Origin of the sequence: Pseudomonas sp. PSE14 (genome assembly GCF_029203285.1) — a bacterium.
GTDB lineage: Bacteria > Pseudomonadota > Gammaproteobacteria > Pseudomonadales > Pseudomonadaceae > Pseudomonas.
Window position 1 is genome coordinate 4,198,118 of sequence record NZ_CP115669.1, and the last position, 23,675, is coordinate 4,221,792.

The 23,675-nt window shown below is 65.8% G+C and carries 22 protein-coding genes and 1 pseudogene; 13 read left to right on the forward strand and 10 right to left on the reverse strand.

Annotated elements, in window-relative coordinates; genetic code table 11:
• Nucleotides 1-70: 70 nt before the first annotated feature.
• The 4 genes from pheA to mtnA form a co-directional block, all read right to left on the reverse strand.
• Complete coding sequence (gene pheA, locus O6P39_RS19220) at nt 71-1,168, reverse strand: prephenate dehydratase (protein ID WP_243808806.1); 1,098 nt, start codon at nt 1,166-1,168, stop codon at nt 71-73.
• A complete protein-coding gene (serC, locus tag O6P39_RS19225; RefSeq protein ID WP_275608041.1) occupies nt 1,168-2,253 on the reverse strand; it encodes a 3-phosphoserine/phosphohydroxythreonine transaminase in 1,086 nt (361 codons plus the stop codon). Before serC ends, pheA begins: the two co-directional genes overlap by 1 nt.
• A 14-nt stretch (nt 2,254-2,267) precedes the next feature.
• Nucleotides 2,268-5,042 (reverse strand): DNA gyrase subunit A, encoded by a 2,775-nt coding sequence (gene gyrA, locus O6P39_RS19230; RefSeq protein ID WP_275608042.1) that lies wholly within the window; start codon nt 5,040-5,042, stop codon nt 2,268-2,270.
• Between the two features lie 234 nt (nt 5,043-5,276).
• Nucleotides 5,277-6,353, reverse strand: coding sequence for an S-methyl-5-thioribose-1-phosphate isomerase (gene mtnA / locus O6P39_RS19235; protein WP_275608043.1), 1,077 nt, complete (start codon nt 6,351-6,353; stop codon nt 5,277-5,279).
• Nucleotides 6,354-6,507: 154 nt separating this feature from the next.
• Here mtnA and O6P39_RS19240 point away from each other — a divergent pair, with 154 nt between their 5' ends.
• From O6P39_RS19240 to O6P39_RS19260, 5 genes are all read left to right on the forward strand, one after another.
• Nucleotides 6,508-7,833 carry a TRZ/ATZ family hydrolase gene (locus O6P39_RS19240; RefSeq protein WP_275608044.1) on the forward strand — a complete coding sequence of 442 codons (1,326 nt, stop codon included), beginning with the start codon at nt 6,508-6,510 and terminating at the stop codon, nt 7,831-7,833.
• Between the two features lie 147 nt (nt 7,834-7,980).
• Nucleotides 7,981-8,679: a bifunctional 2-polyprenyl-6-hydroxyphenol methylase/3-demethylubiquinol 3-O-methyltransferase UbiG gene (gene ubiG / locus O6P39_RS19245; RefSeq protein ID WP_275608045.1), complete on the forward strand. Its 699-nt coding sequence runs from the start codon at nt 7,981-7,983 to the stop codon at nt 8,677-8,679.
• Nucleotides 8,676-9,353, forward strand: a complete 678-nt coding sequence (mupP, locus tag O6P39_RS19250; protein WP_275608046.1) for an N-acetylmuramic acid 6-phosphate phosphatase MupP — start codon at nt 8,676-8,678, stop codon at nt 9,351-9,353. The genes ubiG and mupP overlap by 4 nt, the downstream gene beginning before the upstream one ends.
• Nucleotides 9,354-9,444: 91 nt before the next feature.
• A complete protein-coding gene (locus O6P39_RS19255) occupies nt 9,445-10,188 on the forward strand; it encodes a YciK family oxidoreductase (protein WP_275608047.1) in 744 nt (247 codons plus the stop codon).
• A gap of 253 nt (nt 10,189-10,441) precedes the next feature.
• The gene (locus O6P39_RS19260; protein ID WP_275608048.1) at nt 10,442-11,365 is read left to right on the forward strand and encodes a GGDEF domain-containing protein; all 924 of its coding nucleotides are present in this window, start codon (nt 10,442-10,444) and stop codon (nt 11,363-11,365) included.
• Nucleotides 11,366-11,747: 382 nt separating this feature from the next.
• Here O6P39_RS19260 and rluB read toward each other — a convergent pair.
• Nucleotides 11,748-12,860, reverse strand: a pseudogene (rluB, locus tag O6P39_RS19265) (23S rRNA pseudouridine(2605) synthase RluB); the annotation flags it as partial.
• Nucleotides 12,861-12,981: 121 nt separating this feature from the next.
• Here rluB and O6P39_RS19270 point away from each other — a divergent pair.
• From O6P39_RS19270 to O6P39_RS19285, 4 genes are all read left to right on the forward strand, one after another.
• The gene (locus tag O6P39_RS19270) at nt 12,982-13,416 is read left to right on the forward strand and encodes an NUDIX hydrolase (RefSeq protein ID WP_275608049.1); all 435 of its coding nucleotides are present in this window, start codon (nt 12,982-12,984) and stop codon (nt 13,414-13,416) included.
• Between the two features lie 149 nt (nt 13,417-13,565).
• On the forward strand, nt 13,566-14,993 hold the full coding sequence (gene ccoN / locus O6P39_RS19275) for a cytochrome-c oxidase, cbb3-type subunit I (protein WP_275608050.1): 1,428 nt from the start codon (nt 13,566-13,568) through the stop codon (nt 14,991-14,993).
• 1 nt (nt 14,994) lies between these two features.
• A complete protein-coding gene (locus O6P39_RS19280) occupies nt 14,995-15,225 on the forward strand; it encodes a cbb3-type cytochrome c oxidase subunit 3 (RefSeq protein ID WP_275608051.1) in 231 nt (76 codons plus the stop codon).
• 261 nt (nt 15,226-15,486) lie between these two features.
• Nucleotides 15,487-15,753 (forward strand): DUF2790 domain-containing protein, encoded by a 267-nt coding sequence (locus O6P39_RS19285; protein WP_275608052.1) that lies wholly within the window; start codon nt 15,487-15,489, stop codon nt 15,751-15,753.
• A gap of 350 nt (nt 15,754-16,103) precedes the next feature.
• Here O6P39_RS19285 and O6P39_RS19290 read toward each other — a convergent pair whose 3' ends face one another.
• Nucleotides 16,104-17,234, reverse strand: a complete 1,131-nt coding sequence (locus O6P39_RS19290) for a GNAT family N-acetyltransferase (RefSeq protein WP_275608053.1) — start codon at nt 17,232-17,234, stop codon at nt 16,104-16,106.
• Nucleotides 17,235-17,446: 212 nt separating this feature from the next.
• Between O6P39_RS19290 and O6P39_RS19295 the strand changes: the two genes are divergently transcribed.
• Nucleotides 17,447-17,695 carry a hypothetical protein gene (locus tag O6P39_RS19295; RefSeq protein WP_275608054.1) on the forward strand — a complete coding sequence of 83 codons (249 nt, stop codon included), beginning with the start codon at nt 17,447-17,449 and terminating at the stop codon, nt 17,693-17,695.
• Here O6P39_RS19295 and O6P39_RS19300 read toward each other — a convergent pair whose 3' ends face one another.
• Together O6P39_RS19300 and O6P39_RS19305 are read right to left on the reverse strand one after the other, a co-directional pair.
• The gene (locus O6P39_RS19300; protein WP_275608055.1) at nt 17,696-18,718 is read right to left on the reverse strand and encodes a glycosyltransferase family 1 protein; all 1,023 of its coding nucleotides are present in this window, start codon (nt 18,716-18,718) and stop codon (nt 17,696-17,698) included.
• On the reverse strand, nt 18,715-19,524 hold the full coding sequence (locus tag O6P39_RS19305) for a UDP-2,3-diacylglucosamine diphosphatase (protein ID WP_275608056.1): 810 nt from the start codon (nt 19,522-19,524) through the stop codon (nt 18,715-18,717). The genes O6P39_RS19300 and O6P39_RS19305 overlap by 4 nt, the downstream gene beginning before the upstream one ends.
• A gap of 141 nt (nt 19,525-19,665) precedes the next feature.
• Here O6P39_RS19305 and O6P39_RS19310 point away from each other — a divergent pair, with 141 nt between their 5' ends.
• From O6P39_RS19310 to O6P39_RS19320, 3 genes are all read left to right on the forward strand, one after another.
• Nucleotides 19,666-20,430 carry an AraC family transcriptional regulator gene (locus O6P39_RS19310; RefSeq protein WP_275608057.1) on the forward strand — a complete coding sequence of 255 codons (765 nt, stop codon included), beginning with the start codon at nt 19,666-19,668 and terminating at the stop codon, nt 20,428-20,430.
• A 75-nt stretch (nt 20,431-20,505) separates the two neighbouring features.
• Nucleotides 20,506-20,847 carry a tRNA-binding protein gene (locus tag O6P39_RS19315; protein WP_275608058.1) on the forward strand — a complete coding sequence of 114 codons (342 nt, stop codon included), beginning with the start codon at nt 20,506-20,508 and terminating at the stop codon, nt 20,845-20,847.
• A gap of 87 nt (nt 20,848-20,934) precedes the next feature.
• Nucleotides 20,935-21,801: a DMT family transporter gene (locus tag O6P39_RS19320; protein ID WP_275608059.1), complete on the forward strand. Its 867-nt coding sequence runs from the start codon at nt 20,935-20,937 to the stop codon at nt 21,799-21,801.
• Nucleotides 21,802-22,235: 434 nt separating this feature from the next.
• Here the strand turns inward: O6P39_RS19320 and rfaD are convergent, their stop codons facing one another.
• Together rfaD and O6P39_RS19330 are read right to left on the reverse strand one after the other, a co-directional pair.
• Entirely contained in the window at nt 22,236-23,228 is a 993-nt protein-coding gene (rfaD, locus tag O6P39_RS19325) for an ADP-glyceromanno-heptose 6-epimerase (RefSeq protein WP_275608060.1), read from the reverse strand.
• 109 nt (nt 23,229-23,337) lie between these two features.
• Nucleotides 23,338-23,622 carry a SelT/SelW/SelH family protein gene (locus O6P39_RS19330; RefSeq protein ID WP_236171477.1) on the reverse strand — a complete coding sequence of 95 codons (285 nt, stop codon included), beginning with the start codon at nt 23,620-23,622 and terminating at the stop codon, nt 23,338-23,340.
• Nucleotides 23,623-23,675 lie beyond the last annotated feature (53 nt).

Genomic DNA, 23,675 nt, shown 5'->3' on the forward strand with positions numbered 1-23,675 from the left:
CGCTAAAAGCCTCAAGCTATGGGCCGCAAGCCGTTCCCCGGCGCACCGGTGGCTTGCGGCTCGCGGTTTCTCAGAGAACCGCTTTGGGGTAGGAACCCAGCACCTTCAGGGCAACGGCTTCGCTGCTGATCTTTTCCAGCACGTCCTTGATCAGCGGGTCCTTGTGGTGGCCGACGAAGTCGATGAAGAACACGTAGGTCCACTTGCCGCTGCGCGACGGGCGGGTCTCGATGCGGGTCAGGTCGATACCGTTGGTGTGGAACGGCACCAACAGCTCATGCAGCGCACCCGGCTTGTTGCGCATGGAGACGATGATGGAGGTCTTGTCGTCGCCGGTGGGCGGTACTTCCTGGTTGCCGATCATGAGGAAGCGCGTGGAGTTGTCCGGGCGGTCCTCGATCTTCTCGTGCAGCTTGTCCAGGCCGTACAGGCTGGCGGCCATGTCGCCGGCGATGGCCGCGCTGTTCCATTCGCTCTTCACCCGCTTGGCGGCGTCGGCGTTGCTGGAGACCGCCACGCGCTCGACGTTCGGGTAGTGCGCATCCAGCCACTTGCGGCACTGGGCCAGGGACTGGGCGTGGGAGTAGATGCGGGTGATGTTGTTGGTCTTGGTGTTCTCCCCCACCAGCAGGTGATGGTGGATGCGCAGTTCCACCTCGCCGCAGATCACCAGGTCATGCTCGAGGAAGCTGTCGAGGGTATGGTTGACCGCGCCTTCGGTGGAGTTTTCCACAGGCACCACGCCGAAGTTCACCGCGCCGGCGGCGACTTCGCGGAACACTTCGTCGATGGCGGCCATCGGGGTGCTGATCACCGCGTGGCCGAAGTGCTTGAGCGCAGCGGCCTGGGTGAAGGTGCCTTCCGGGCCGAGGTAGGCCACTTTCAGCGGCTGCTCCAGGGCGAGGCAGGAGGACATGATCTCGCGGAACAGACGAGCGACTTCCTCGTTGTCCAGCGGGCCCTTGTTCAGCTCCATGATGTGCTTGAGCACCCAGGCCTCGCGCTCGGGCCGGTAGAACACCGGCTTCTCGCCTTCGGCCAGGGAGGCCATCTTCACGCGCGCCACGTCGGTGGCGCAGCGGGCGCGTTCGCTGATCAGCTCGAGGATCTTCTCGTCGAGGCTGTCGATGCGTACGCGCAAAGCCTTGAGCTGGTCAGCGTCGCTCATCAGCCGTGCTCCTTCTCGAACTCGGCCATGTAGCCGACCAGGGCTTCAATGGCGTCCAGGCCCAGGGCGTTATAGATGGAGGCACGCATGCCGCCCACCGAACGGTGGCCTTTCAGGTTGAGCAGGCCGCGCGCGTCGGCGCCTTCGAGGAAGGCCTTGTCGAGCTTCTCGTCGGCCAGGCGGAACGGCACGTTCATCCAGGAGCGGGCGCTGGGCTGGATCGGGTTGGTGTAGAAGTCGCTGCTGTCGATGAAGGAATACAGCATGTCCTTCTTCGCGCGGTTGCGCTTCTCCATGGCGTCGACGCCGCCCTGCTCCTTCAGCCACTGGAAGACCAGGCCGGAGAGGTACCAGGAGTAGGTAGCCGGAGTGTTGTACATGGAGCCGTTATCGGCGGCGACCTTGTAGTTGAGCATGGTCGGGCAGATGCTGCGGGCACGGCCCAGCAGGTCTTCGCGAACGATGACGACTACCAGCCCGGACGGGCCGATGTTCTTCTGCGCGCCGGCGTAGATCAGGCCGAACTTCGACACGTCGGTCGGGCGGGAGAGGATGTCCGAGGACATATCCACCACCAGCGGAACGTCGCCGACTTCCGGAACCCAGTCGAATTCCAGGCCGCCGATGGTCTCGTTGGACGCGTAGTGCAGGTAGGCGGCGTCCTTGGACAGGTTCCACTCGTTCTGCCCGGGGATGGCGAAGTAGTCGTACTTGGACGCGCTGGCAACCACGTTGACGTTGCCGAAGCGGCGAGCCTCTTCGATGGCCTTCTTCGACCAGATGCCGGTTTCCACGTAATCCGCCACGCCGTCTTCGGGCAGCAGGTTCAGCGGGATCTCGGCGAACTGCTGACTGGCGCCGCCCTGCAGGAACAGCACCTTGTAGTTCGACGGCACGTTCATCAGGTCGCGCAGGTCCTGCTCGGCCTTCTCGGCGATGGCCACGTAGTCGTCGCTACGGTGGCTCATCTCCATGACCGACAGGCCCTTGCCCTGCCAATCCAGCAGTTCGGCGCGGGCGCGCTCCAGCACCTCGGTGGGAAGCGCCGCGGGACCGGCGCAGAAGTTAAAGGCTCGCTTGCTCACATCCACTCTCGCTATCAGTCTTCGCTGGCCTGCGGGGCTTCTTCAGCCGCAGCTTCGCCTGCTTCTTGGTTCTCGTCCGCTACTTCGCCTTCGACGATCTCGCCGTCGATGACGTCGTCTTCCACGACGGTAGGCTCCTGCACCCGCTCCAGGCCCACGACGGTCTCGTCGGCGGCCAGCTTGATGAGGATCACGCCCTGGGTGTTACGGCCCGCACCGCGAACTTCGTCGACGCGGGTACGCACCAGGGTGCCCTGGTCGGAAATCAGCATGATTTCCTCGCCATCCAGCACCTGCACGGCGCCGACCAGGTTGCCGTTACGCTCGTTGATCACCATGGCGATCACGCCCTGGCCACCACGGCCGCGGCGCGGGTAGTCGGCCAGCGGGGTGCGCTTGCCGTAACCGCGCTCGGAAGCGGTGAGGATCTGCGCCTCGCGGCATTCCGGGATCAGCATGGAGATGATGCGCTGGTCTTCGGCCAGGCGCATGCCGCGCACGCCACGGGCGTTACGGCCCATGATGCGCACCTTGCTTTCCTTGAAGCGGATCACCTTGCCGGCGTTGGAGAACATCATCACGTCCTTCGAACCGTCGGTGATGGCGGCGGCGATCAGCGAGTCGCCCTCTTCCAGCTTCAGGGCGATCAGGCCGTTGGAGCGCGGCTTGGTGAACTGGATCAGCGGGGTCTTCTTCACGGTGCCTTTCATGGTGGCCATGAAGATGTACGCGCCGGTCGGCTCGTCCTGGCTGAAGTCGGCGTCGTCGCCCTCTTCGGCCTCTTCGGTTTCCACCACTTCGGCGACCTGCTCGGCGACCACGTCGTCATCATCGCCGTCTTCACCGGCGAACTGGGCGCGCACGGCTTCCAGGTCGATCTGTAGCATCGCGGTGATGCGCTCGCCTTCGTCCAGCGGCAGCAGGTTCACCAGCGGACGGCCACGGGCGGTACGGGAGGCTTCCGGGATCTCGAAGGTGCGCAGCCAGTAGACCTTGCCCTTGCTGGAGAACAGCAGCAGGGTGGCGTGGCTGTTGGCGACCAGCAGGTGCTCGATGTAGTCCTCGTCCTTCACGCCGCTGGCGGACTTGCCCTTGCCACCGCGACGCTGGGCCTCGTAGGCGGCCAGCGGCTGGGACTTGGCGTAGCCGCCGTGGGAGATGGTCACCACACGCTCTTCTTCGGTGATCAGGTCGGCGATGGTCAGGTCCATCTGCGACGCGACGATCTCGGTGCGGCGGGCGTCGCCGAACTCCGCCTTCACCTTCTCCAGCTCTTCGCGAATGACTTCCATCAGGCGCTCGGGGCTGGTCAGGATGCGGATCAATTCACCGATCAGGGTGAGGATTTCCTGGTACTCGGACAGGAGCTTCTCGTGCTCCAGGCCGGTCAGGCGATGCAGGCGCAGTTCCAGGATGGCCTGGGCCTGCTCCGGCGACAGGTAGTACTTGCCGTCGCGCAGGCCGTACTGCGGGTCCAGGTCTTCCGGACGGCAGGAGTCGGCGCCGGCGCGCTCGACCATGGCTTCCACGGCGCTGGATTCCCAGGCGGTGGCGATCAGGCGTTCCTTGGCTTCGGCCGGGGTCGGCGAGGTCTTGATAAGCTCGATCACCGGGTCGATGTTCGACAGGGCGACGGCCTGACCTTCCAGGATGTGGCCGCGTTCGCGGGCCTTGCGCAGCTCGTAGACGGTCCGGCGGGTCACCACTTCACGGCGGTGGCGGATGAAGACCTCGAGCATTTCCTTGAGGTTCATCGTGCGCGGCTGGCCGTCGACCAGGGCCACCACGTTGATGCCGAAGACACTCTGCAGCTGGGTCTGGGCGTAGAGGTTGTTCAGCACGACCTCGCCCACTTCGCCGCGGCGCAGCTCGATGACCACGCGCATGCCGTCCTTGTCGGACTCGTCGCGCAGCTCGGTGATGCCTTCGATCTTCTTCTCTTTCACCAGCTCCGCGATCTTCTCGATCAGGCGGGCCTTGTTCAGCTGGTAGGGCAGCTCGGTGATGATGATCTGCTGGCGGTTGCCGCCCTTTTCCATGTCCTCGATGGTGGCGCGGGCACGGATATAGATGCGGCCACGACCGGTGCGATAGGCCTCGATGATGCCCGCACGGCCGTTGATGATGCCCGCGGTCGGGAAGTCCGGGCCGGGGATGTAGTTCATCAGGTCGTCGATGGACAGCTCGGGGTTGTCCATCAGCGCCAGGCAGCCGTCGATCACCTCGGTGAGGTTGTGCGGCGGAATGTTGGTCGCCATGCCCACGGCGATACCGCTGGAACCGTTGACCAGCAGGTTCGGGATCTTGGTCGGCATGACCGCCGGGATCTGCTCGGTGCCGTCATAGTTGGGCACCCAATCGACGGTTTCCTTGTCCAGGTCGGCGAGCAGCTCATGGGCGAGCTTGGCCATGCGCACTTCGGTGTATCGCATGGCCGCGGCGTTGTCGCCGTCCACCGAACCGAAGTTGCCCTGGCCATCGACCAGCATGTAGCGCAGCGAGAAGGGCTGGGCCATGCGGACGATGGTGTCGTACACCGCGGTGTCGCCGTGCGGGTGGTACTTACCGATCACGTCGCCGACCACACGGGCGGATTTCTTGTAGGGCTTGTTCCAGTCGTTGCCCAGTTCGCTCATGGCGTACAGGACGCGGCGATGCACGGGCTTCAAGCCGTCGCGCGCATCGGGCAGGGCACGACCGACGATCACGCTCATGGCGTAATCGAGGTAGGACTGTCGGAGTTCGTCTTCGATGTTGACCGGGAGGATTTCTTTGGCCAGTTCGCCCATGAGAAGCCTGGTTCCTTTTTCAAATGGGACTCCGCCACGCTCGTCCTGAGCCCGGCGGAGCGCGGTGCGCCATCAAAGCGCCACCGACTCTCTACAAATCAACGACTTATTGCGCTGATCCGCGATGCTGAAGGGGGTGCGAAAACGCCCCCCGAAGAACCGTCGGAGCTTACCACAAGCCAGGGTCAAACCCTACCCTCGCCCAAGCCCCTCGATGAATTGCCGCAGGCCCCGTCAATGCAGGCGCTTGCGGCTCATCAGCTGGGCCATGCGCTCGGCGTCCGGGCGTTCGACCACGCCGCGCTCGGTCACGATGGCGTCGATCAGGTCCGCCGGAGTCACATCGAACACCGGATTGAAGGCATCGACCTCGGCGGCGACACGTTTGCCGCCGATTTCCAGCAGTTCGCGGCCGTCGCGCTCCTCGATCGGGATGTCCTCGCCGCTTTCCAGGCTCATGTCGATGGTCGAACTGGGCGCCACCACCATGAAGCGCACCCCGTGGTGCATGGCGTTGACCGCCAACTGGTAGGTGCCGATCTTGTTGGCCACGTCGCCGTTGGCGGTGATGCGGTCGGCCCCGACTATGACCCAGGTGATGCTTTCGGTCTTCATCAGGTGCGCGGCGGCGGCGTCTGCGTTGAGGGTGACCGGCACGTTCTCGTTGGCCAGCTCCCAGGCGGTCAGACGGGCGCCCTGCAGCCAGGGGCGGGTTTCGTCGGCGTAGACGCGCTCGATCAAGCCTTCCAGGTGCGCAGCGCGGATCACCCCCAGCGCGGTGCCGAAGCCACCGGTGGCCAGGGCGCCGGTGTTGCAGTGGGTGAGGATCTTCTGCGGGCCGCTGTGCTGCTTGCGGATCAGCTCCACGCCCAGCTGGGCCATGGTCAGGTTGGCCTCGCGATCGCTTTCATGGATGGCGATGGCTTCTGCTTCCAGTACCGGCATCGGGTCTTCGCCCGGCTTCAGACGCTCCAGGCGGTCGCGCATGCGGTTCAGCGCCCAGAACAGGTTGACCGCGGTCGGCCGCGACTCGGCCAGCAGGGTGAAGTCCTCTTCCAGCGCCGCACGCCAGTCGCCACCGCTGGCCAGGCGGGCGCGCAGGCCCAGGACCACGCCATAGGCGGCGGCAATGCCGATGGCCGGCGCGCCACGCACCACCATCTGGCGGATGGCCTCGGCCACGCCTTCGGCACTTTCATAGGTCAGCCAGGTTTCTTCCAGCGGCAACAGGCGCTGGTCCAGCAGGCGGAGGGTCCCCTTGCGCCAATCAATGGCCGTAACCCGTTCGGCCGCCAACAGTCGCTCACGCATGGAACACCTCGTCATTCGAATGGAATCGCGGGCCTTTCCCGGCCCCCAGGAATATTCCCGCACGAGCGGGTAAAAGCGCCGAGTATACCGAGCCGGAGGCGCAGGCGCTCGGCTATACTCCGGCCCTCTCTCCGCCGCGCCCAGGATGCGCTTCATGCCCACCGCCAAAGCCCCGCTCGACCTGCTTCTGCTCCCCACCTGGATCGTCCCCGTGGAACCTGCCGGCATCGTCCTGCAGGGCCATGGCCTGGGCATCCGCGACGGCCGCATCGCCCTGCTCGCCCCGCGCGCCGAGGCCCTGCGCCATCCGGCCACGGAAACCCGCGAACTGCCGGGCATGCTGCTCGCCCCCGGCCTGATCAACGCCCACGGCCACGCAGCGATGAGCCTGTTCCGCGGCCTGGCGGATGACCTGGCGCTGATGACCTGGCTGCAGGAGCACATCTGGCCGGCCGAGGCCAAGTGGGTTGGCGAGGACTTCGTCCGCGACGGCACCGAACTGGCCATCGCCGAACAGCTCAAGGGCGGCATCACCTGCTTCTCCGACATGTACTTCCACCCGCAGGTGGCCTGCGAGGCGGTGCACAAGGCCGGCGTGCGCGCACAGATCAGCGTGCCGGTGCTGGACTTCCCGGTGCCCGGCGCCCGCGACGCCGACGAGGCAATCCGCCAGGGCCTGGCGCTGCGCGACGACCTCAAGCACCACCCGCGCATCAAGGTGGCCTTCGGCCCGCACGCGCCCTACACCGTCAGCGACGACAAGCTGGAAAACATCCTGATGCTCGCCGAGGAGCTGGACGCGGGCATCCACATGCACGTCCACGAGACCGCCTTCGAGGTCCAGCAGGCGCTGGAGAAGAACGGCGAGCGGCCGCTGGCCCGCCTGCACCGCCTCGGCCTGCTCGGCCCGCGTTTCCAGGCCGTGCACATGACCCAGGTGAACGACGAGGACCTGGCCATGCTGGTGGAAACCAACAGTTCGGTGGTGCACTGCCCCGAGTCCAACCTCAAGCTGGCCAGCGGTTTCTGTCCGGTGGAACGCCTGTGGCAGGCTGGCGTCAACGTCGCCATCGGCACCGACGGCGCAGCCAGCAACAACGACCTGGACCTGCTCGGCGAAACCCGCACCGCCGCCCTGCTGGCCAAGGCCGTGGCCGGCCAGGCCACCGCGCTGGACGCCCATCGCGCCCTACGCATGGCCACCCTGAACGGCGCCCGCGCCCTGGGCATGGAGCAGGAAGCCGGTAGCCTGGAACTGGGCAAGTCCGCCGACCTGACTGCCTTCGACCTCTCCGGCCTGGCCCAGCAGCCGGTCTACGAGCCGGTTTCCCAGCTGATCTATGCCAGCGGCCGCGACTGCGTGCGCCACGTCTGGGTCGGCGGCAAGCAATTGCTGGAAGACGGCAAACTCACCCGCCTGGACGAAGAGCGCCTGATCGCCGTCGCCGGCGAATGGGGTCGCAAGATCGCCGGCGCCTGAGCCCTCTCAAGCCCGGACATCCTCGCGCAGCGCGGCCAGCCATGTGGGCCGCCGCTGCGACAATCTGTCATGCCGCGCCCCATCTGCCGCACGAAGCTGGCATCATAGGCGGCATTCGTTTTTCAGCTTTATAAACATAGGGACACCATGAGCAACGTCGACCACGCCGAGATCGCCAAATTCGAGGCCCTCGCCCACCGCTGGTGGGACCGCGAAAGCGAGTTCAAGCCCCTGCACGACATCAACCCGCTGCGGGTCAACTGGATCGACGAGCGCGTCAGCCTCGCCGGCAAGAAGGTGCTCGACGTCGGCTGCGGCGGCGGCATTCTCAGCGAAGCCATGGCCCAGCGGGGCGCCACCGTCACCGGCATCGACATGGGCGAAGCCCCCCTGGCCGTCGCTCAGCTGCATCAGCTGGAATCCGGCGTGCCGGTGGAATACCGCCGCATCACCGCCGAAGAGCTGGCCGAGGAAATGCCCGAGCAGTTCGACGTGGTGACCTGCCTGGAGATGCTCGAACACGTGCCGGACCCGGCCTCGGTCATCCGCGCCTGCTACAAGATGGTCAAGCCCGGCGGCCAGGTGTTCTTCTCCACCATCAACCGCAATCCGAAGGCCTATCTGTTCGCCATCGTCGGCGCGGAATACGTGATGCGCCTGCTGCCACGCGGCACCCACGACTTCAAGAAGTTCATCCGCCCCTCCGAGCTGGGCGCCTGGTCGCGCGACGCCGGCCTTGCGGTCAAGGACATCATCGGCCTGACCTACAACCCGCTGACCAAGCACTACAAGCTGGCAGACGACGTCGACGTCAACTACATGATCCAGACCCTGCGCGAGGAGTGAATCGCATGCTCAAAGCGGTTCTCTTCGACATGGACGGCACGCTGCTGGACACCGCGCCGGACTTCATCGCCGTCTGCCAGGCGATGCTCAAAGCCCATGGCCGCGCGCCGATCGACGACAAGCGCATCCAGGACGTGGTCTCCGGTGGCGCCCGCGCCATGGTCGCCGCGACCTTCGACATGGACCCGGAAGCTCCCGGCTTCGAGACCCTGCGCCAGGAGTTCCTCGACCGCTACCAGGAGCATTGCGCTGTCTTCACCCGCCCGTACGACGGCATGCCCGAGCTGCTGGCAAGCATCGAGCAGTCGCGGCTGATCTGGGGGGTGGTGACCAACAAGCCGGTGCGCTTCGCCGCGCCGATCATGCAGCAACTGGGGCTGGCCGAGCGCTCCGCCGTGCTGGTCTGCCCGGACCACGTGAAGAACAGCAAGCCGGACCCGGAAATGCTCCTGCTGGCCTGCAGCCAGCTGAAGGTCGATCCGTCGGAAGTGCTGTTCATCGGTGACGATTTGCGCGACATCGAGTCGGGCCGCGCCGCCGGGACCAAGACTGCAGCCGTGCGCTATGGCTACATCCACCCGGACGACAACCCCGCGCACTGGGGCGCCGACGTCATCGTCAACCACCCGAGCGAGCTGCTGGCCGTCCTCGACCGCGCCCTCTGCAGCTGCTGAAGCAGCCTCAAGCAACACGCCGCAAGCTTCACGTTCACGCCGCTCTTTGCCGCTGACCGCCTGAAGCTTGCCGCTCTCCGAAGGAGCCTCCATGTTCGACTATTCCGCCCGTCCCGACCTGCTCAAGGGCCGCGTGATCCTGGTGACCGGCGCCGGCCGCGGCATTGGCCGGGCCGCATCGCTCACCTTCGCCGCCCATGGCGCCACCGTGCTGCTGCTGGGCAAGACCGAGGACTACCTCAACGAGGTGTATGACGAGATCGTCGCCGCCGGCCATCCGGAACCGGTGGTGATCCCGCTGAACCTGGAAACCACCCTGCCGCACCAGTACGACGAGCTGGCGGCCACCATCGAGAAGGAGTTCGGCAAGCTCGACGGCCTGTTGCACAACGCCTCGATCCTCGGCCTGCGTTCGCCCATCGAGCAGATTTCCACCGACAACTTCACCCGCGTCATGCAGGTGAACGTCAACGCCATGTTCAGCCTGACCCACACCCTGCTGCCGCTGCTCAAGCTCTCCGAGGACGCCTCGGTGATCTTCACCTCCAGCAGCGTCGGCCGTAAGGGTCGTGCCTACTGGGGTGCCTACGCGGTGTCGAAGTTCGCCACCGAAGGCCTGATGCAGGTGCTGGCGGACGAATGCGAGGACATCACCCGCGTGCGCGCCAACAGCGTCAACCCCGGCGCCACCCGCACCGCCATGCGCGCCCACGCCTATCCGGGCGAGAACGCGTTCAACAACCCGCTGCCCGAAGAGATCATGCCGGTCTACCTGTACCTGATGGGCCCGGACAGCAAGGGCGTCAACGGCCAGGCCTTCAACGCCCAGGACTGACACCCGATACACGGCGCCCTCGCCCCGCATCGAGGGCGCCGCTTTCCGCCGGTTTTCTGGCAACTTCGCTTTTCCCCTTCGCGCAAAGTGCCATCATTTCGCCATTCTTCTGACAAATCCTCCCTACTTTCGGAACCCAAGCCCCCTCCTGTCGGTCCATAAGCCCTCTTTTGGAGATTTTTCGAGGGCTGGCACGGAAATCGCTCTGTCCCTCCTGTCGCCGTATGAAACGCGCCAGAGGTTGCCTCGCGCCATGGTTCCCCCCAAGTCCAACACCATCGATTTTGATGCCGCCAAGCTCCAGCGCCTGGCCGCCCAAGAGCCGCGCCAGCGCTCCGGGCGCCCGCTCGACCTGCTGGAGCTGCGCCAGCATCTGAACCTGCAATTGCAGGCGAGCCTGGAAGCCGACCGCATCCTGGCGGTGTTCTTCAGCGAGATTCAGCGCCTGCTGCCGGTGGACTACCTGGCTTACCATCACAGCGGGGCCGACCTGCGCCTGGAATTCGGTGACGCGGCACAGCACAGCGCCGACTACCGCCTCATTCACGACGGCGAGTACCTGGGCGAGCTCTGCTTCCGTCGCCGCCTGCGCTTCTCCGAGGCCGAGCTGGGCCAGCTGGAATCGCTGATGGCCTGCCTGCTCTACCCGCTGCGCAACGCCCTGCTCTACCGCGCTGCGGTACAGTCGGCCCTGCGCGACGCGCTCACCGGCACCGGCAACCGCATTGCCATGGACCAGGCACTGACCCGCGAGGTCGAGGTCGCCCGGCGCCACCTGCAGCCACTGTCGGTGCTGATGCTCGACCTGGACCACTTCAAGCAGATCAACGACGTCTATGGCCACAGTATCGGCGACGACGCCCTGCGTGCGGTGGCAGATGCTATCAAGGCCAGCCTGCGCAACGTCGACATGGTGTTCCGTTTTGGCGGCGAGGAGTTCCTCGTGCTGCTTTCCAACACTTCCGGCAGCAGCGCCGCCCAGGTGGGCGAGCGGCTGCGGCGCGCCGTGGAGGAACTGGACCTGGCCATCGACGGCAAACGTTTGCCGCTGTCGATCAGCCTGGGCTGCGCCTCGCTCGATGCCGGCGAGTCAGTGGACGACCTGCTGCGCCGCGCCGACAACGCGCTCTACTGCGCCAAGCGTGATGGGCGGAACCGGCTCGCCTGCGCCAGCTGATAGCAACCCGTTCCAGAATCGCAGGCTCCTACAAAAATCCATCGAATTCCAGGCAAGAAAAAAGGACTCCGAGGAGTCCTTTTTTCATTTCAGCTGACGCTTAGCGCTTGAAGCCCGGACGCATGCCATCACCGGCGGCTTGCGGACGACGCTTGGCGATCGGCTTGCGCGCCGGCTTGCCCGGACGCTCGGCCAGCGGGGCCCCCTTGTCGCGCTCGGGGGCGCGCGCCGGACGATCGCTCGGAGCCTTGCGCGGAGCACGGCCTTCGCCAGCATCGCTACGCGGCCCACGGGCCGGACGATCCGCACCATCGCGCGGAGCGCGTGCAGGACGATCGGCGTCACGAGGCTTGCGCGGAGCGCGGCCTTCACCAGCATCGCTGCGCGGGCCACGGGCCGGACGATCACCGGTATCGCGCGGAGCGCGTGCAGGACGATCGCTGCCGGCGTCACGCGGTTTGCGCGGGGCACGGCTGTCTTCACCGCGCGGGGCGCGGGCCGGACGCTCATCGCCGTCACGCGAACCACGGGCCGGGCGCTCGCCGGCAGCCGGACGCGGCGCACGATGAGAACGCTCGCCCTCGTCATGCTCCTTGCGCGAACGCGAGCCACGGCCCGGACGCTCGCTGGGCGCCAGCTTCTTGCCGAGCTTGCGCGACTGACGCTCGATCTTTTCCATGGCCTTGCCGGACAGGTTCGGCAGGGCGACGGGCTTGAGACCGACTTCCTCGCTGAGGATGTCGACTTCGCGCTGATCCATTTCGCGGTAGCGGCCCATGGTCAGCTCGGAGGTCAGGAAGACCGGTCCGAAGCGCACGCGCTTCAGGCGACTGACGATTACGCCCTGGGATTCCCACAGGCGACGGACTTCGCGGTTACGGCCTTCCATCACCACAACGTGGTACCAGTGGTTGAAGCCTTCGCCACCGGGCGCTTCCTGGATGTCGCTGAACTTGGCCGGGCCGTCTTCGAGCATCACGCCGGCTTTCAGGCGCTCGATCATCTCTTCGTCGACTTCGCCACGCACGCGCACGGCGTACTCGCGGTCCATCTCGTAGGACGGGTGCATCAGGCGGTTGGCCAGCTCACCGTCGGTGGTGAACATCAGCAGGCCGGTGGTGTTGATGTCCAGGCGGCCGATGTTGATCCAGCGGCCGCTGCGCAGGCGCGGCAGGCGATCGAACACGGTCGGACGACCTTCCGGATCGTCGCGGGTGCAGACTTCGCCTTCGGGCTTGTTGTAGATCAGCACGCGGCGGACGTGCTCTTCGATCTTCTCGCGCTTGAGCAGGCGGTCGTCGACGGCGATGGCATCGCGGTCGCCCACGCGCTGGCCAAGGGTGGCCACGGCGCCATTGACCTTGACGCGGCCTTCTTCGATCCAGGCTTCGACGTCGCGGCGCGAGCCGACGCCCATGCGCGCGAGAACTTTCTGCAGTTTCTCGCCGGCCGGGGCTGGGGTAAGTTCTTCAAGGTTTTCGTGCGTGTCGGTCATCTGGGCACCTCCCGGTGTGGCATGCAACGAATAAAAAAGGTCGCGCATCATACGCGCTTGCGGGCGGCAAAGCACCGCCCGCGATCGGGAAAGACTAGTCGAGTTACGGGGGAACGCGTCCATGCGGCACGAAGATGACTTCACCGGCGCCAAGCTGGCGCTGTTCCATGCCGGCCAACTGGTGGTCTACAAGCGCGACGAGAAACCCGGCATCCCCTACCCCGGCTGCTGGGACTTTCCCGGTGGCGGCCGCGAGGGCAACGAAACACCGGCGCAATGCGCCCTGCGCGAGCTGGAAGAAGAGTTCGCCGTGCGCCTGGATGAACAGCGCATCGAATGGCAGCGCCGCTACCGCGCCACCCACGGCCCCGCTCCCTGGGCCTGGTTCCTGGTGGCGCGCCTGGAACAGGCCGAGTTCGATGCCATCCGTTTCGGCGACGAAGGGCAGTACTGGCGCCTGATGCGCGTCAGCGAATACCTCGCCCACGGGCAGGCGGTGGATTACCTGCAGGAACGCCTGCGGCATTTCCTCGCAGGGTGCGCCCGGACCGACTGAATCCGCGCAGCGGACCGCTGATATGCATTTGCACGGCCCATCTGAATCTGTTCCCCGCTGACGCATCTCCTTAGATTGCCCGCTCACCGGAGCACGCCGCCGGCCCACCTGCGCGCGCCCGGACGTTCTGACACAAGCGGGAATCCAGCATGAACACGATAAGCACGGAGCAGGCGTACAACTACAAGGTGGTTCGCCAGTTCGCCATCATGACGGTGGTCTGGGGCGTGGTCGGCATGGCCATGGGGGTACTGATCGCCTCCCAACTGGTCTGGCCGCAACTGAACCTTGACCTGCCATGGACCAGTTTCGGGCGCCTGCGCCCGCTGCACACCAGCCTGGTGATCTTCGCCTTCGGCGGCTGCGCGCTGTTCGCCACCAGCTACTACACGGTGCAGCGCACCTGCCAGGCGCGACTGTTCTCGGACAGCCTGGCCGCCTTCACCTTCTGGGGCTGGCAGGCGCTGATCGTGGTGATGCTGATCACCCTGCCGCTGGGCTACACCACCACCAAGGAATACGCCGAGATCGAATTCACCGGCGCGGTGTGGATGGCCATCGTCTGGGTCGCCTACGCGGTGGTGTTCTTCGGCACCCTGATGAAGCGCAAGACCTCGCACATCTACGTGGGCAACTGGTTCTTCGCGGCCTTCATCGTGGTCACCGCGATGCTGCACATCGTCAATCACCTGTCGATTCCAGTGAGCTGGTTCAAGTCCTACCCGGTGTACTCCGGCGCCACCGACGCCATGGTGCAGTGGTGGTACGGCCACAACGCGGTGGGCTTCTTCCTCACCACCGGCTTCCTCGGGATGATGTATTACTTCGTGCCCAAGCAGGCCGGACGCCCGGTGTATTCGTACCGGCTGTCCATCGTGCACTTCTGGGCGCTGATCACCCTGTACATCTGGGCCGGCCCGCACCACCTGCACTACACCGCCCTGCCCGACTGGGCGCAGTCGCTGGGCATGGTGATGTCGCTGATCCTCCTGGCGCCCAGCTGGGGCGGGATGATCAACGGCATGATGACGCTCTCGGGCGCCTGGCATAAGTTGCGCACCGACCCGATCCTGCGCTTCCTCGTCGTGTCGCTGGCGTTCTACGGCATGTCGACTTTCGAAGGCCCGATGATGGCCATCAAGACCGTCAACGCCCTGTCGCACTACACCGACTGGACCATCGGCCACGTCCATGCCGGCGCCCTGGGCTGGGTGGCCATGATCTCCATCGGCTCGCTCTACCACCTGATTCCCAAGGTCTTCGGCCGCGAGCAGATGCACAGCATCGGCCTGATCAACGCGCACTTCTGGCTGGCCACCATCGGCACGGTTCTCTACATCGCCTCGATGTGGGTCAACGGCATCACCCAGGGGCTGATGTGGCGCGCGGTCAATGCCGACGGCACCCTCACCTACTCCTTCGTCGAAGCCCTGCAGGCCAGCCATCCGGGCTTCGTGGTGCGCATGGCCGGTGGCCTGATGTTCCTCAGCGGCATGCTGCTGATGGCCTGGAACACCTGGATGACCGTGCGCCGCGCGCAACCGCAGGCCATGCTGGCCGCCCAACGGATGGCCTGAGGTGACGCTGTGGCTGGGGCTGGCCGGCCTGCTGGCGCTGTACTTCGGTGTCGGCTGGACCCTAGGGGCGCACCGCGAACGTGGCATCGAGGAGGCCAGCATGCTGCCCTTCGCCGATGACGACGAAGTGGCCCGGCGCATGGAAAAAGCCACCGGGCGCAGCCGTACCGGCTGCGCCTGCCCCGGCCAGTGCCGGGGCGACTGCGAGCACTGGCGCGACTGGACGCCCTAGCTCTTCAGCTCAAGAGCGGGGCTGCGGCAGAGCGCCGCATCACCTGCATCAATCTTCATTAGCAAGCACATCAATTTCTCGGCGGGCGACCGGGATGGAAATATCTGTCCCGTGCCCCGCCACCTGATGGACGCCTGCAGCATCGTCCCCTGTCCTGTCTGGACCCCAGGACAGACATCATCGATGCCAGCGCTCCCCGGTGGGGCTTTCAAACCCACTGATCGAGCTCGCACACCGAGTTCGCTACCGAGGAATATCAGAATGAAGCTTGCCTCTGTCGTGTCGGCTGTCATCTCCAGCCTCGCCCCCATGGCTTTTGCCCAGGACGCAATCAAGACCCCCGGCGCCGATCTGCCGGCCACCGAATACCACTACGGCATGGCCCTGGATGTGGACAAGGTGCTGCACCGCACCGACAACTCCGGCAAGGTCGGCATCGTTCCGGCATACATGGTCTACCAGGATCACCAGGGCGAAACCCACAAGGTTCGCTTCCTCGAATGGGGCGGTAGCACCAGCCAGGGTTGAGCCTTACCGAACATCGCCCTCCGGCCGTCTTGGCCAAACCCCGCGAGCCTGTGGTGGCGGTCGGGGGGCGATCCTGATGACAGCGGCACCGCCAGCCCGTAGAAGCGGACCTTGTCCGCGGAATCCAGAGCGGAGGAATCCGGTCCTACAGGAAAATCTCCGAGGACGGCGCCGCCTGTAGGAGCGAGCTTGCTCGCGAACCGCCTGGCACCGGCACATCAGGAACATAGGGCGGATAACGTTCGACGTTATCCGCCGTTTGACCTTGATCTCAGGGCACTCCGAACTCAGCCCCGGAGCCGATGGCAAACGATGGTGTAACGGCGTACAACCGCGAACGGTTGTACGCCCTACGGGCCATCCTGCCGATACGGCAACGCCGCCCGCGCTTCTTCCGCGTACGCCAGAATCCCCACCCGCTCCTGCTCCAGGAACTCCGCCACCGCCTCCCGCAAGCCGGGGTGGCCGAGGCGATGCCAGGAGCGTGTGATCACCGGTTCAAAACCGCGAATCAGCTTGTGCTCGCCCTGCGCCCCGGCATCGAAGCGTTGCAGGCCATGACCGATGGCGTAGTCGAGCCCCTGATAGAAGCAGGTTTCGAAATGCAGCCGATCGAACTCCGCCAGGCAGCCCCAGTAGCGACCGTACAGCGTGTCGCCGCCGACCAGGCTGAAGGCCATGGCCACTGGGCGGCCACCACGATGGGCAAAGACCACGCGAACGGCCTCCGGCATGCGCTCGCCAAGCAGGCTGAAGAAGGCCCGCGTCAGGTACGGCGCCTGCCCGCGCACCTCGTAGGTGCTGCTGTAGCAGGCGTAGACGAAGTCCCAGTGCGTCTCGGACAGCTCATGGCCCGCCATCCAGACGAAATCGATGCCCAGCCCCGCGACCTGCTCGCGCTCCTTGCGCACTTGCTTGCGCTTGCGCGAACTCAAGGCGTCGAGGAAATCCTGGAAGTCGCGGTAGCCCCGGTTGCGCCAGTGGTACTGACAGCCCAGGCGCTCCAGCCAGCCATCGGCGCCAGCGAGCAGCGCATCGGCGGCGCCATCGGTGAAGTTCACATGCACGCCGGAACAGTGCGCCTCGTCCACCTCCCCCGCCAGTACGCCAACCAGGCTCAGGGCCGCCTCGGGCGCGCCCAGCAGGCGGGCGCCACCCACCGGCGTAAAGGGAATGCCCACCAGCAGCTTGGGGTAATAGCGAATGCCGGCACGCTGGCAGGCATCGGCCCAGCTCCAGTCGAACACGTACTCGCCGTAGGAATGGCTCTTCAGGTAAGCCGGTACGGCGGCGAGCAGGCAGTCATCGTCGCCGAACAGGACGCGATGCGCGGGCGTCCAGCCGGTACGGCCACCGACACTGCCGCTTTCCTCCAGGGCGCTGAGAAAGGCGTGACGCAGGAACGGCTGGTCGTCCGGCAGCAGGGCATCCCACTGACGGGCATCCACATCGGCGAGGCGGGCAAGGGTCTGGATTGGCATGCCCGACAGTCTGGCGCGCAGCGCCCGGGAAGGGAAGATTCGCGCAGGAAAAGCCAGCGGCGATGACATTCACGTTCGTCGGTATCCGGCAAACGGGCTTTACGGCTGGTCTATGGTGGGGATTGACAAGGTTTGCCGGCAACCCTGTCGGCTCGTTCTGCCCCGCCAGGCGCCCGGCCCGGGCCACTGGCGATTCGACCGGAGGACGTCCCATGAGCCTGATGCAGTGCGAATACCGCAAGTACACCATTACCGCCGATGTCGTCGAACACCCCGGCATGCCCACGCCCTGGGCCGGCGGTTGCCACATCACCAGCCCTGACGGCAAGACCACCAAGCGCAAGACCCTGCCGCTGGAGTTCGCCTACATGGCGGACCTGGAGAAAGCCCAGCACGCGTCCATCGCCCACGGTAAATGGCTGGTGGACCAGAGTCTGGACCACGACCGTCCGCTGTTCTGATCAGCAGGCCGGCGCTTCGCTGACCGGCAATTCCGTCAGACGTACCTGCAGGGAAAGGAATTCCTGCGACGACGACCGCCAGGATTGACCACGCGCCCACTGCGCGCAGGCCTGGCGGTCCAGTTCCAGCGCTCGCATACAAGCGCTGCGCAGGTCGTCGTCCAGCGCACCGGTCACGCCCTCCTCCAGCACATCCAGCGGTCCCGCCACCGGGAAGGCCGCTACCGGCGTGCCGCAGGCCAGCGCCTCGTACATCACCAGCCCCAGGGTATCGGTCCGCGAGGGGAACACCAGCACACTGGCGCTGCGATAGGCCGTTGCCAGCTCCTCGCCGTGGCGATAGCCGAGGAATTCCACCTGTGGATAACGCGCCTGCAGCTCCGCCCGCTGCGGGCCGTCACCCACGACGCGCTTGCGGCCGGGCAGGTCGAGCTCCAGGAAGGCTTCGACATTCTTCTCCCGTGCCAGGCGCCCCACATACAGGAACACCGGCTCCGCCGCCGGCGCTCCTTCGCCCGGCTGGAAACGCCGCAGGTCGACCCCCTTGCGCCACAACGCCAGGCGCTCCAGGCCCCGCTCGGCAAAGGCCTCGCGCATCCGCTCGCTGCTCACCAGCACGGCCTGGCTGGGTGCATGGAAGCGGCGCAGGAAGGCATAACCCCAGGACAGCGGCAACCAGGGCCAACGGGTGCTCACGTATTCGGGAAAGCGCGTGTGGATGGCGCTGCTGAACCTCAGCCCCCGGCGCATCAGCCAGCGCCGGGCGGCCCAGCCCAGCGGCCCTTCCGTGGCGAGATGGACGCAGTCGGGGGCGAATTCGGCGATCTTCTCGCCGACCTTCCACAGGTCCCAGGCCAGCGGAATCTCCGGATAGCTCGGGCAGGGTCGATGCCGGAAATCCAGCGGGGTGATCAGCCCGACAGCGTGACCGGCCCCTTCCAGCTCCGCCACCAGCGCCTTGAGGCTGGTGACCACGCCGTTGACCTGCGGTAGCCAGGCATCGGTGACGGTCAGCAGCCTCATGCCGCCGTCTCGATCGCCGCCAGCTCAGTGACCTGCGCCTGTTCCTCGGCCAGCCGGTAGAGCTGGATGCTGCCGTCCCAGTGTTCGATCAGCGCGCTGCAGGATTCCACCCAGTCGCCGCAGTTGAGGTATTCCACCTCACCGATCTGGCGGATCTCCGCGTGGTGGATGTGCCCGCAGACCACGCCATTGAGGCCACGCTTGTGCACCTCGTGGGCGATGGCTTCCTCGAAGTCGCTGATGAAGTTCACCGCCGTCTTCACCTTGTGCTTGAGGTACGCCGACAGCGACCAGTAGCCATAGCCGTAGCGGCTGCGCCAATGGTTCAGCCAGCGGTTCAGCGTCAGGGTGAACTCGTAGGCCCAGTCGCCGAGGAACGCCAGCCACCTGTGGTAGCGGGTGATCACGTCGAACTGGTCGCCGTGGATCACCAGCAACTGGCGGCCGTCGGCGGTGGTGTGGACGATCTCGTCCACCAGGCGGATGTTGCCCAGCAGCAGCGAGGAATAGCGCCGCAGGAATTCGTCGTGGTTGCCGGTGACGTAGATCACCTCGGTGCCGCGCTTGCTCATGGTCAGCAGGCGGCGGATCACGTTGGTGTGCGCCTGCGGCCAGTAGATGCCGCCGCGCAGTTTCCAGCCATCGATGATGTCGCCGACCAGGTAGATACGGTCGGCGTGGTAGCGCTTGAGGAAGCCGGCCAGATGCTCGGCCTGGCAATCGCGGGTGCCGAGGTGGACATCGGATATCCACAGGGTCCGTACCCGTTGTTTCTTCGTCGGCGTCATGCGTTGCGCGCTGCTCATCGTCGGCAACCTCCAGTGGGGTTTGTCCAATTTTCGGCGCGGGTGGTGAAGTGCACATGACCGACTGGCGACAGTCCCGTTACAACCCGTGCCGCGCTAGACTGGCGGCCTGCCCGACAGCGTCCCGGATGAGCAGCCCCGATGAGCCAGATCCTCTCCCTGCGCAACTACAGCCACGACCACCTCGCCCACAGCCACAGCCATGCGCAACTGGTGCTGGGCCTTTCCGGCAGCCTGGACTTCGAGGTGGGCGGGCGCGGCAGCCTGGTGACCCGGCAGTGTTTCGCGGTGGTCCCGCGCGAAACCCACCACGCCTGCGCCAGCCCCGACGGCAGCCGTTGCCTGGTGGTCGATCTGGACGACGAAGACGACCTGCTCGCGGGCCTCGGCCAGCACGCCGACGCCGGCCGCCGCCTGCTGGAAACCCCCGGCCAGCGCCTGCTCAACAACGACCAGGCGCAACTGGTGCATTGGCTGGCCAGCAGCTCGCTGCACGACCCGGTACTGGCGCGCCAGGGCGCGATCCTGCTGCTGGCCAGCCTCGCCGCCGGCCAGCAGCGCATCGAAGAACCGGCGCAACTGCCGCTGGCGAGCCTGGACAGCTACATCGACCGCCACGCCGCGCACCCGCTGCAGGTGGCCGACCTGGCGCGCCTCGCCGGCCTTTCCGCCGCGCGCTTCCACGCCCGCTTCCTCGCCGAGACCGGGCTGACGCCCATGGACTACGTGCGCCAGCGCCGCCTGCAACAGGCCCGTGACCTGCTGCGCAGCACGCACCTGCCCATAGGCGAGATCGCCGCGCAGGTCGGCTACGCCTCGCAGAGCGCCTTCACCGCTGCGCTGGTGCGTCAGTTCGGCACCACGGCGCGCCAACTGCGCCAGGAGGCGCGCGACAATTCCCGCTAGCCGCGCGACAGACAGCCACGCGCCCACGGCCTAGACTGCCGGCCATCGAACAGGCGACTACACAAGGAAACAGCGATGTCGGCAGACACCATCGAATGGCAGGACTTCGAACGCGTCGAACTGCGCGTGGGCACCATCGTCCAGGCCGAACCCAATGTGAAGGCGCGCAAGCCCGCCTACATCCTCCAGGTGGACCTCGGCCCGCTGGGGCTCAAGACCTCCAGCGCGCAGATCACCGCACACTACGCCATCGAAGACCTTATCGGCCGCCAGGTGCTCTGCGTCTGCAACTTCGCGCCCAAGTCCATCGCCGGGGTGCGCTCGGAAGTGCTGGTCACCGGTGCCTACGACAGCGACGACAAGGTGGTGCTGGCCGGCTTCGACAAGCCGCTGCCCAATGGCGCACGGCTGGCCTGACTTGAGCTTCACCGCAAGCCGGCTGCTCCGGCGCGCTTTCTTCCTTTCCATCAAGGTCCCGCCACGGCAGTCGGCGGGTTCGCAGGCATGATTTCCGTTTCCCGACTCACTCCCCGCGGCGCCCTGCTCGGCCTGCATATCGGCGCCCTGATGTTCGGCCTGTCCGGCATCTTCGGCAAACTCATCCTCGCCGGCCCCCTGGTCATCGTCTTCGGCCGCGCGCTGTTCGGCTCGCTGTCGCTGGCGGCAGTGTTCGCCAGGCACCTGCGCGAGCAGCAAAGGCCTACGCTGAAACAGGTGGCCATGCTGGTCGGCGGCGGTGTGCTGCTGTGTACCCACTGGCTGACCTTTTTCCTCGCAGTGAAGGTCGGTAACGTCGCCGTCGCCACCCTTGGCTTCGCCAGCTTCCCCGCTTTCACCGTGCTGCTGGAAGGGCTGCTGTTCCGCGAACGCATCCGCAAGGGTGAATACGGGGTGGTGGCGCTGGTGTGCATCGGCCTGGTGATGGTCACTCCAACCCTGGACCTGCGCGACGGCGCCACCGCCGGGCTGCTCTGGGGCACCCTCTCCGGCCTGCTGTTCGCCCTGCTGTCGCTGGCCAACCGGGTGAGCGTGCGTGGTATCGACCCGATCCAGGCGGCGCTGTGCCAGAACCTGACCATCATCGCCTGCCTGCTGCCGCTGGTGTTCGTCGAGCTGCCGTCGGTGCGCGGCATGGACTGGCTGTGGCTGGTACTGCTGGGCGTGCTCTGCACCGGCGTCGCCCACAGCCTGTTCGTCGCCAGCCTGCGGCTGATCAAGGCACGCACGGCGGCGGTGATTTTCGCCCTGGAGCCGGTCTACGGCATCGCCTTCGCCACCGTGCTGTTCGGCGAAGCACCAAGCCTGCGCATGCTGGCGGGCGGCGCGCTGATCATCTTCGCCACCTTCCTCAGCGCGCGCGGATCGCACTGACCCCGTAGGGCGTACAACCGTTCGCGGTTGTACGCCGATACACCGTGCTCATTATCGGCGCCATTGCCGAGCTCGGAACGGTGGTTTGGGGGCAACCCCCGACGTGCTCGGGTGCCATGGTCAAACGGCGTATAACGTCGAACGTTATACGCCCTACGTCACTGGGCTCCGCGTTCTCGCGAATCCAATAAAAAGGCCGCTTCGCAGCATGCGGATTTCGAGTCCTTGCCCCGGGGAGGGATTGCCAAGGATTCCTCGCATGACAGCCTGCGAAGCGGCCTGTCCGGTGACGGCTCTCATGTTTCAGGAGCCTCGGTTGACGCGGTATCGGGCGGACCGATGTCCGCCGCTCTGAGTGCAATGATCGCGTGTTCCCCCGTCCTTGAGTGTCAGCACTGGGTAAAGACTGGGTAAAACCGGCAATACATGCCGTCTCAGGCTTGCTCCAGCAGCCAGCGGCAATACCGCTCCACGCCCTCCTCCACGCCCAGCATCGGCTCGCGATAACCCGCCTCGCGAAGGAAATCGATATCGGCGCAGGTGTAGCACTGGTACTTGCCGCGCAGCTCATCCGGAAATGCGGTGTACTCCAGCAGCCCGGCGCGAATCGCCGCATCCAGGGTCAGCGGCTGCAGGTCCTCTTGCGCGCGCAGGGTGTTGATCACCGCCAGCGCCACGTCGTTGAACGGCTGCGCACGGCCACTGCCCAGGTTGAAGATGCCGCTGCGCTCGGGGTGGTCGAGGAAGTACAGGTTGACCCTGGCCACGTCCTCCACTGAGACGAAGTCGCGCAGGTGACCGCCCGCCGGATAGTCGCCGTATTCACCGAACAGCTTCACCTTTCCGGTCTCGCGGAACTGGTTGAAGCAGTGGAAGGCCACCGAGGCCATGCGTCCCTTGTGCTGCTCGCGCGGGCCGTAGACGTTGAAGTAGCGGAAGCCCGCCACCTGGCTGCGCGCGGTGGGCAGCACCTTGCGCACCCGCTGGTCGAAGAGGAATTTCGAATAGCCGTAGACGTTCAACGGGCGCTCGCACGAGCGCATTTCGCGGAACTCAAGCCCACCGCCGTACACCGCCGCCGACGAGGCATAGAGAAACGGCACGCCCAGCGACAGGCTGGCGTCCAGCAGATCGCAACTGTAGCGGTAGTTGTTGTCCATCATGTAGCGCCCGTCGCGCTCCATGGTGCTGGAGCAGGCGCCCTGGTGCAGCAGCGCACGCACCACGCCGAAGTCGCCCCGGGCATAGCGCTCGATGAAGTCGCGCTTGTCCAGGTAATCGCTGATGTCGCAGTCGGCGAGGTTGGCGAACTTGTCGCCATCGGTCAGATCGTCGACCGCGATGATGTCGGCCTCGCCGCGCGCGTTCAGCGCCTTGACGAGGTTGCTGCCAATGAAACCGGCAGCGCCAGTGACGATGATGCTCATGTCAGGCATCCCCTGCGGAGAATGGATGCCTCAGACTACGAGTGGTAGGGGCGTACCCCGTTGACATGCAGCAAGGAAGTTAGCCTGCTATCGAAATGATCTTCTCGATTCACGACCGGTCGTTGTGCCCCAGGTCGCGTTGCGGATCGATGCGGTCGCGCACGCGCTGCTTGAGCACCTTGGCCTCGGGGAAACCGCCGTCGGCCTTGCGCTCCCAGATCTGTTCGCCATCGCAACTGATATGGAAAACCCCGCCAGTGCCGGGCACCAGGCTGACCTTGCCCAGGTCGTCGCCGAAGGTGCTCAGCAGTTCCTGCGCGAGCCACGCGGCGCGCAGCAGCCACTGGCACTGGGTGCAATAGGTGATGACGATTTCGGCTTTGGCTTCGGACATGAATCAGACCCTGCTGTAGGACGCGCACCTATAATACCGGCCCATACGCCTAT

What these genes read in the sequence shown, in the direction of transcription:
- pheA (WP_243808806.1), bottom strand. Translation starts at nt 1,168, where the DNA reads ATGAGCGACGCTGACCAGCTCAAGGCTTTGCGCGTACGCATCGACAGC.
- gyrA (WP_275608042.1), bottom strand. Translation starts at nt 5,042, where the DNA reads ATGGGCGAACTGGCCAAAGAAATCCTCCCGGTCAACATCGAAGACGAA.
- mtnA (WP_275608043.1), bottom strand. Translation starts at nt 6,353, where the DNA reads ATGCGTGAGCGACTGTTGGCGGCCGAACGGGTTACGGCCATTGATTGG.
- O6P39_RS19240 (WP_275608044.1), top strand. Translation starts at nt 6,508, where the DNA reads ATGCCCACCGCCAAAGCCCCGCTCGACCTGCTTCTGCTCCCCACCTGG.
- ubiG (WP_275608045.1), top strand. Translation starts at nt 7,981, where the DNA reads ATGAGCAACGTCGACCACGCCGAGATCGCCAAATTCGAGGCCCTCGCC.
- O6P39_RS19255 (WP_275608047.1), top strand. Translation starts at nt 9,445, where the DNA reads ATGTTCGACTATTCCGCCCGTCCCGACCTGCTCAAGGGCCGCGTGATC.
- O6P39_RS19260 (WP_275608048.1), top strand. Translation starts at nt 10,442, where the DNA reads ATGGTTCCCCCCAAGTCCAACACCATCGATTTTGATGCCGCCAAGCTC.
- O6P39_RS19270 (WP_275608049.1), top strand. Translation starts at nt 12,982, where the DNA reads ATGCGGCACGAAGATGACTTCACCGGCGCCAAGCTGGCGCTGTTCCAT.
- ccoN (WP_275608050.1), top strand. Translation starts at nt 13,566, where the DNA reads ATGAACACGATAAGCACGGAGCAGGCGTACAACTACAAGGTGGTTCGC.
- O6P39_RS19285 (WP_275608052.1), top strand. Translation starts at nt 15,487, where the DNA reads ATGAAGCTTGCCTCTGTCGTGTCGGCTGTCATCTCCAGCCTCGCCCCC.
- O6P39_RS19290 (WP_275608053.1), bottom strand. Translation starts at nt 17,234, where the DNA reads ATGCCAATCCAGACCCTTGCCCGCCTCGCCGATGTGGATGCCCGTCAG.
- O6P39_RS19295 (WP_275608054.1), top strand. Translation starts at nt 17,447, where the DNA reads ATGAGCCTGATGCAGTGCGAATACCGCAAGTACACCATTACCGCCGAT.
- O6P39_RS19300 (WP_275608055.1), bottom strand. Translation starts at nt 18,718, where the DNA reads ATGAGGCTGCTGACCGTCACCGATGCCTGGCTACCGCAGGTCAACGGC.
- O6P39_RS19305 (WP_275608056.1), bottom strand. Translation starts at nt 19,524, where the DNA reads ATGAGCAGCGCGCAACGCATGACGCCGACGAAGAAACAACGGGTACGG.
- O6P39_RS19310 (WP_275608057.1), top strand. Translation starts at nt 19,666, where the DNA reads ATGAGCCAGATCCTCTCCCTGCGCAACTACAGCCACGACCACCTCGCC.
- O6P39_RS19315 (WP_275608058.1), top strand. Translation starts at nt 20,506, where the DNA reads ATGTCGGCAGACACCATCGAATGGCAGGACTTCGAACGCGTCGAACTG.
- O6P39_RS19320 (WP_275608059.1), top strand. Translation starts at nt 20,935, where the DNA reads ATGATTTCCGTTTCCCGACTCACTCCCCGCGGCGCCCTGCTCGGCCTG.
- rfaD (WP_275608060.1), bottom strand. Translation starts at nt 23,228, where the DNA reads ATGAGCATCATCGTCACTGGCGCTGCCGGTTTCATTGGCAGCAACCTC.
- O6P39_RS19330 (WP_236171477.1), bottom strand. Translation starts at nt 23,622, where the DNA reads ATGTCCGAAGCCAAAGCCGAAATCGTCATCACCTATTGCACCCAGTGC.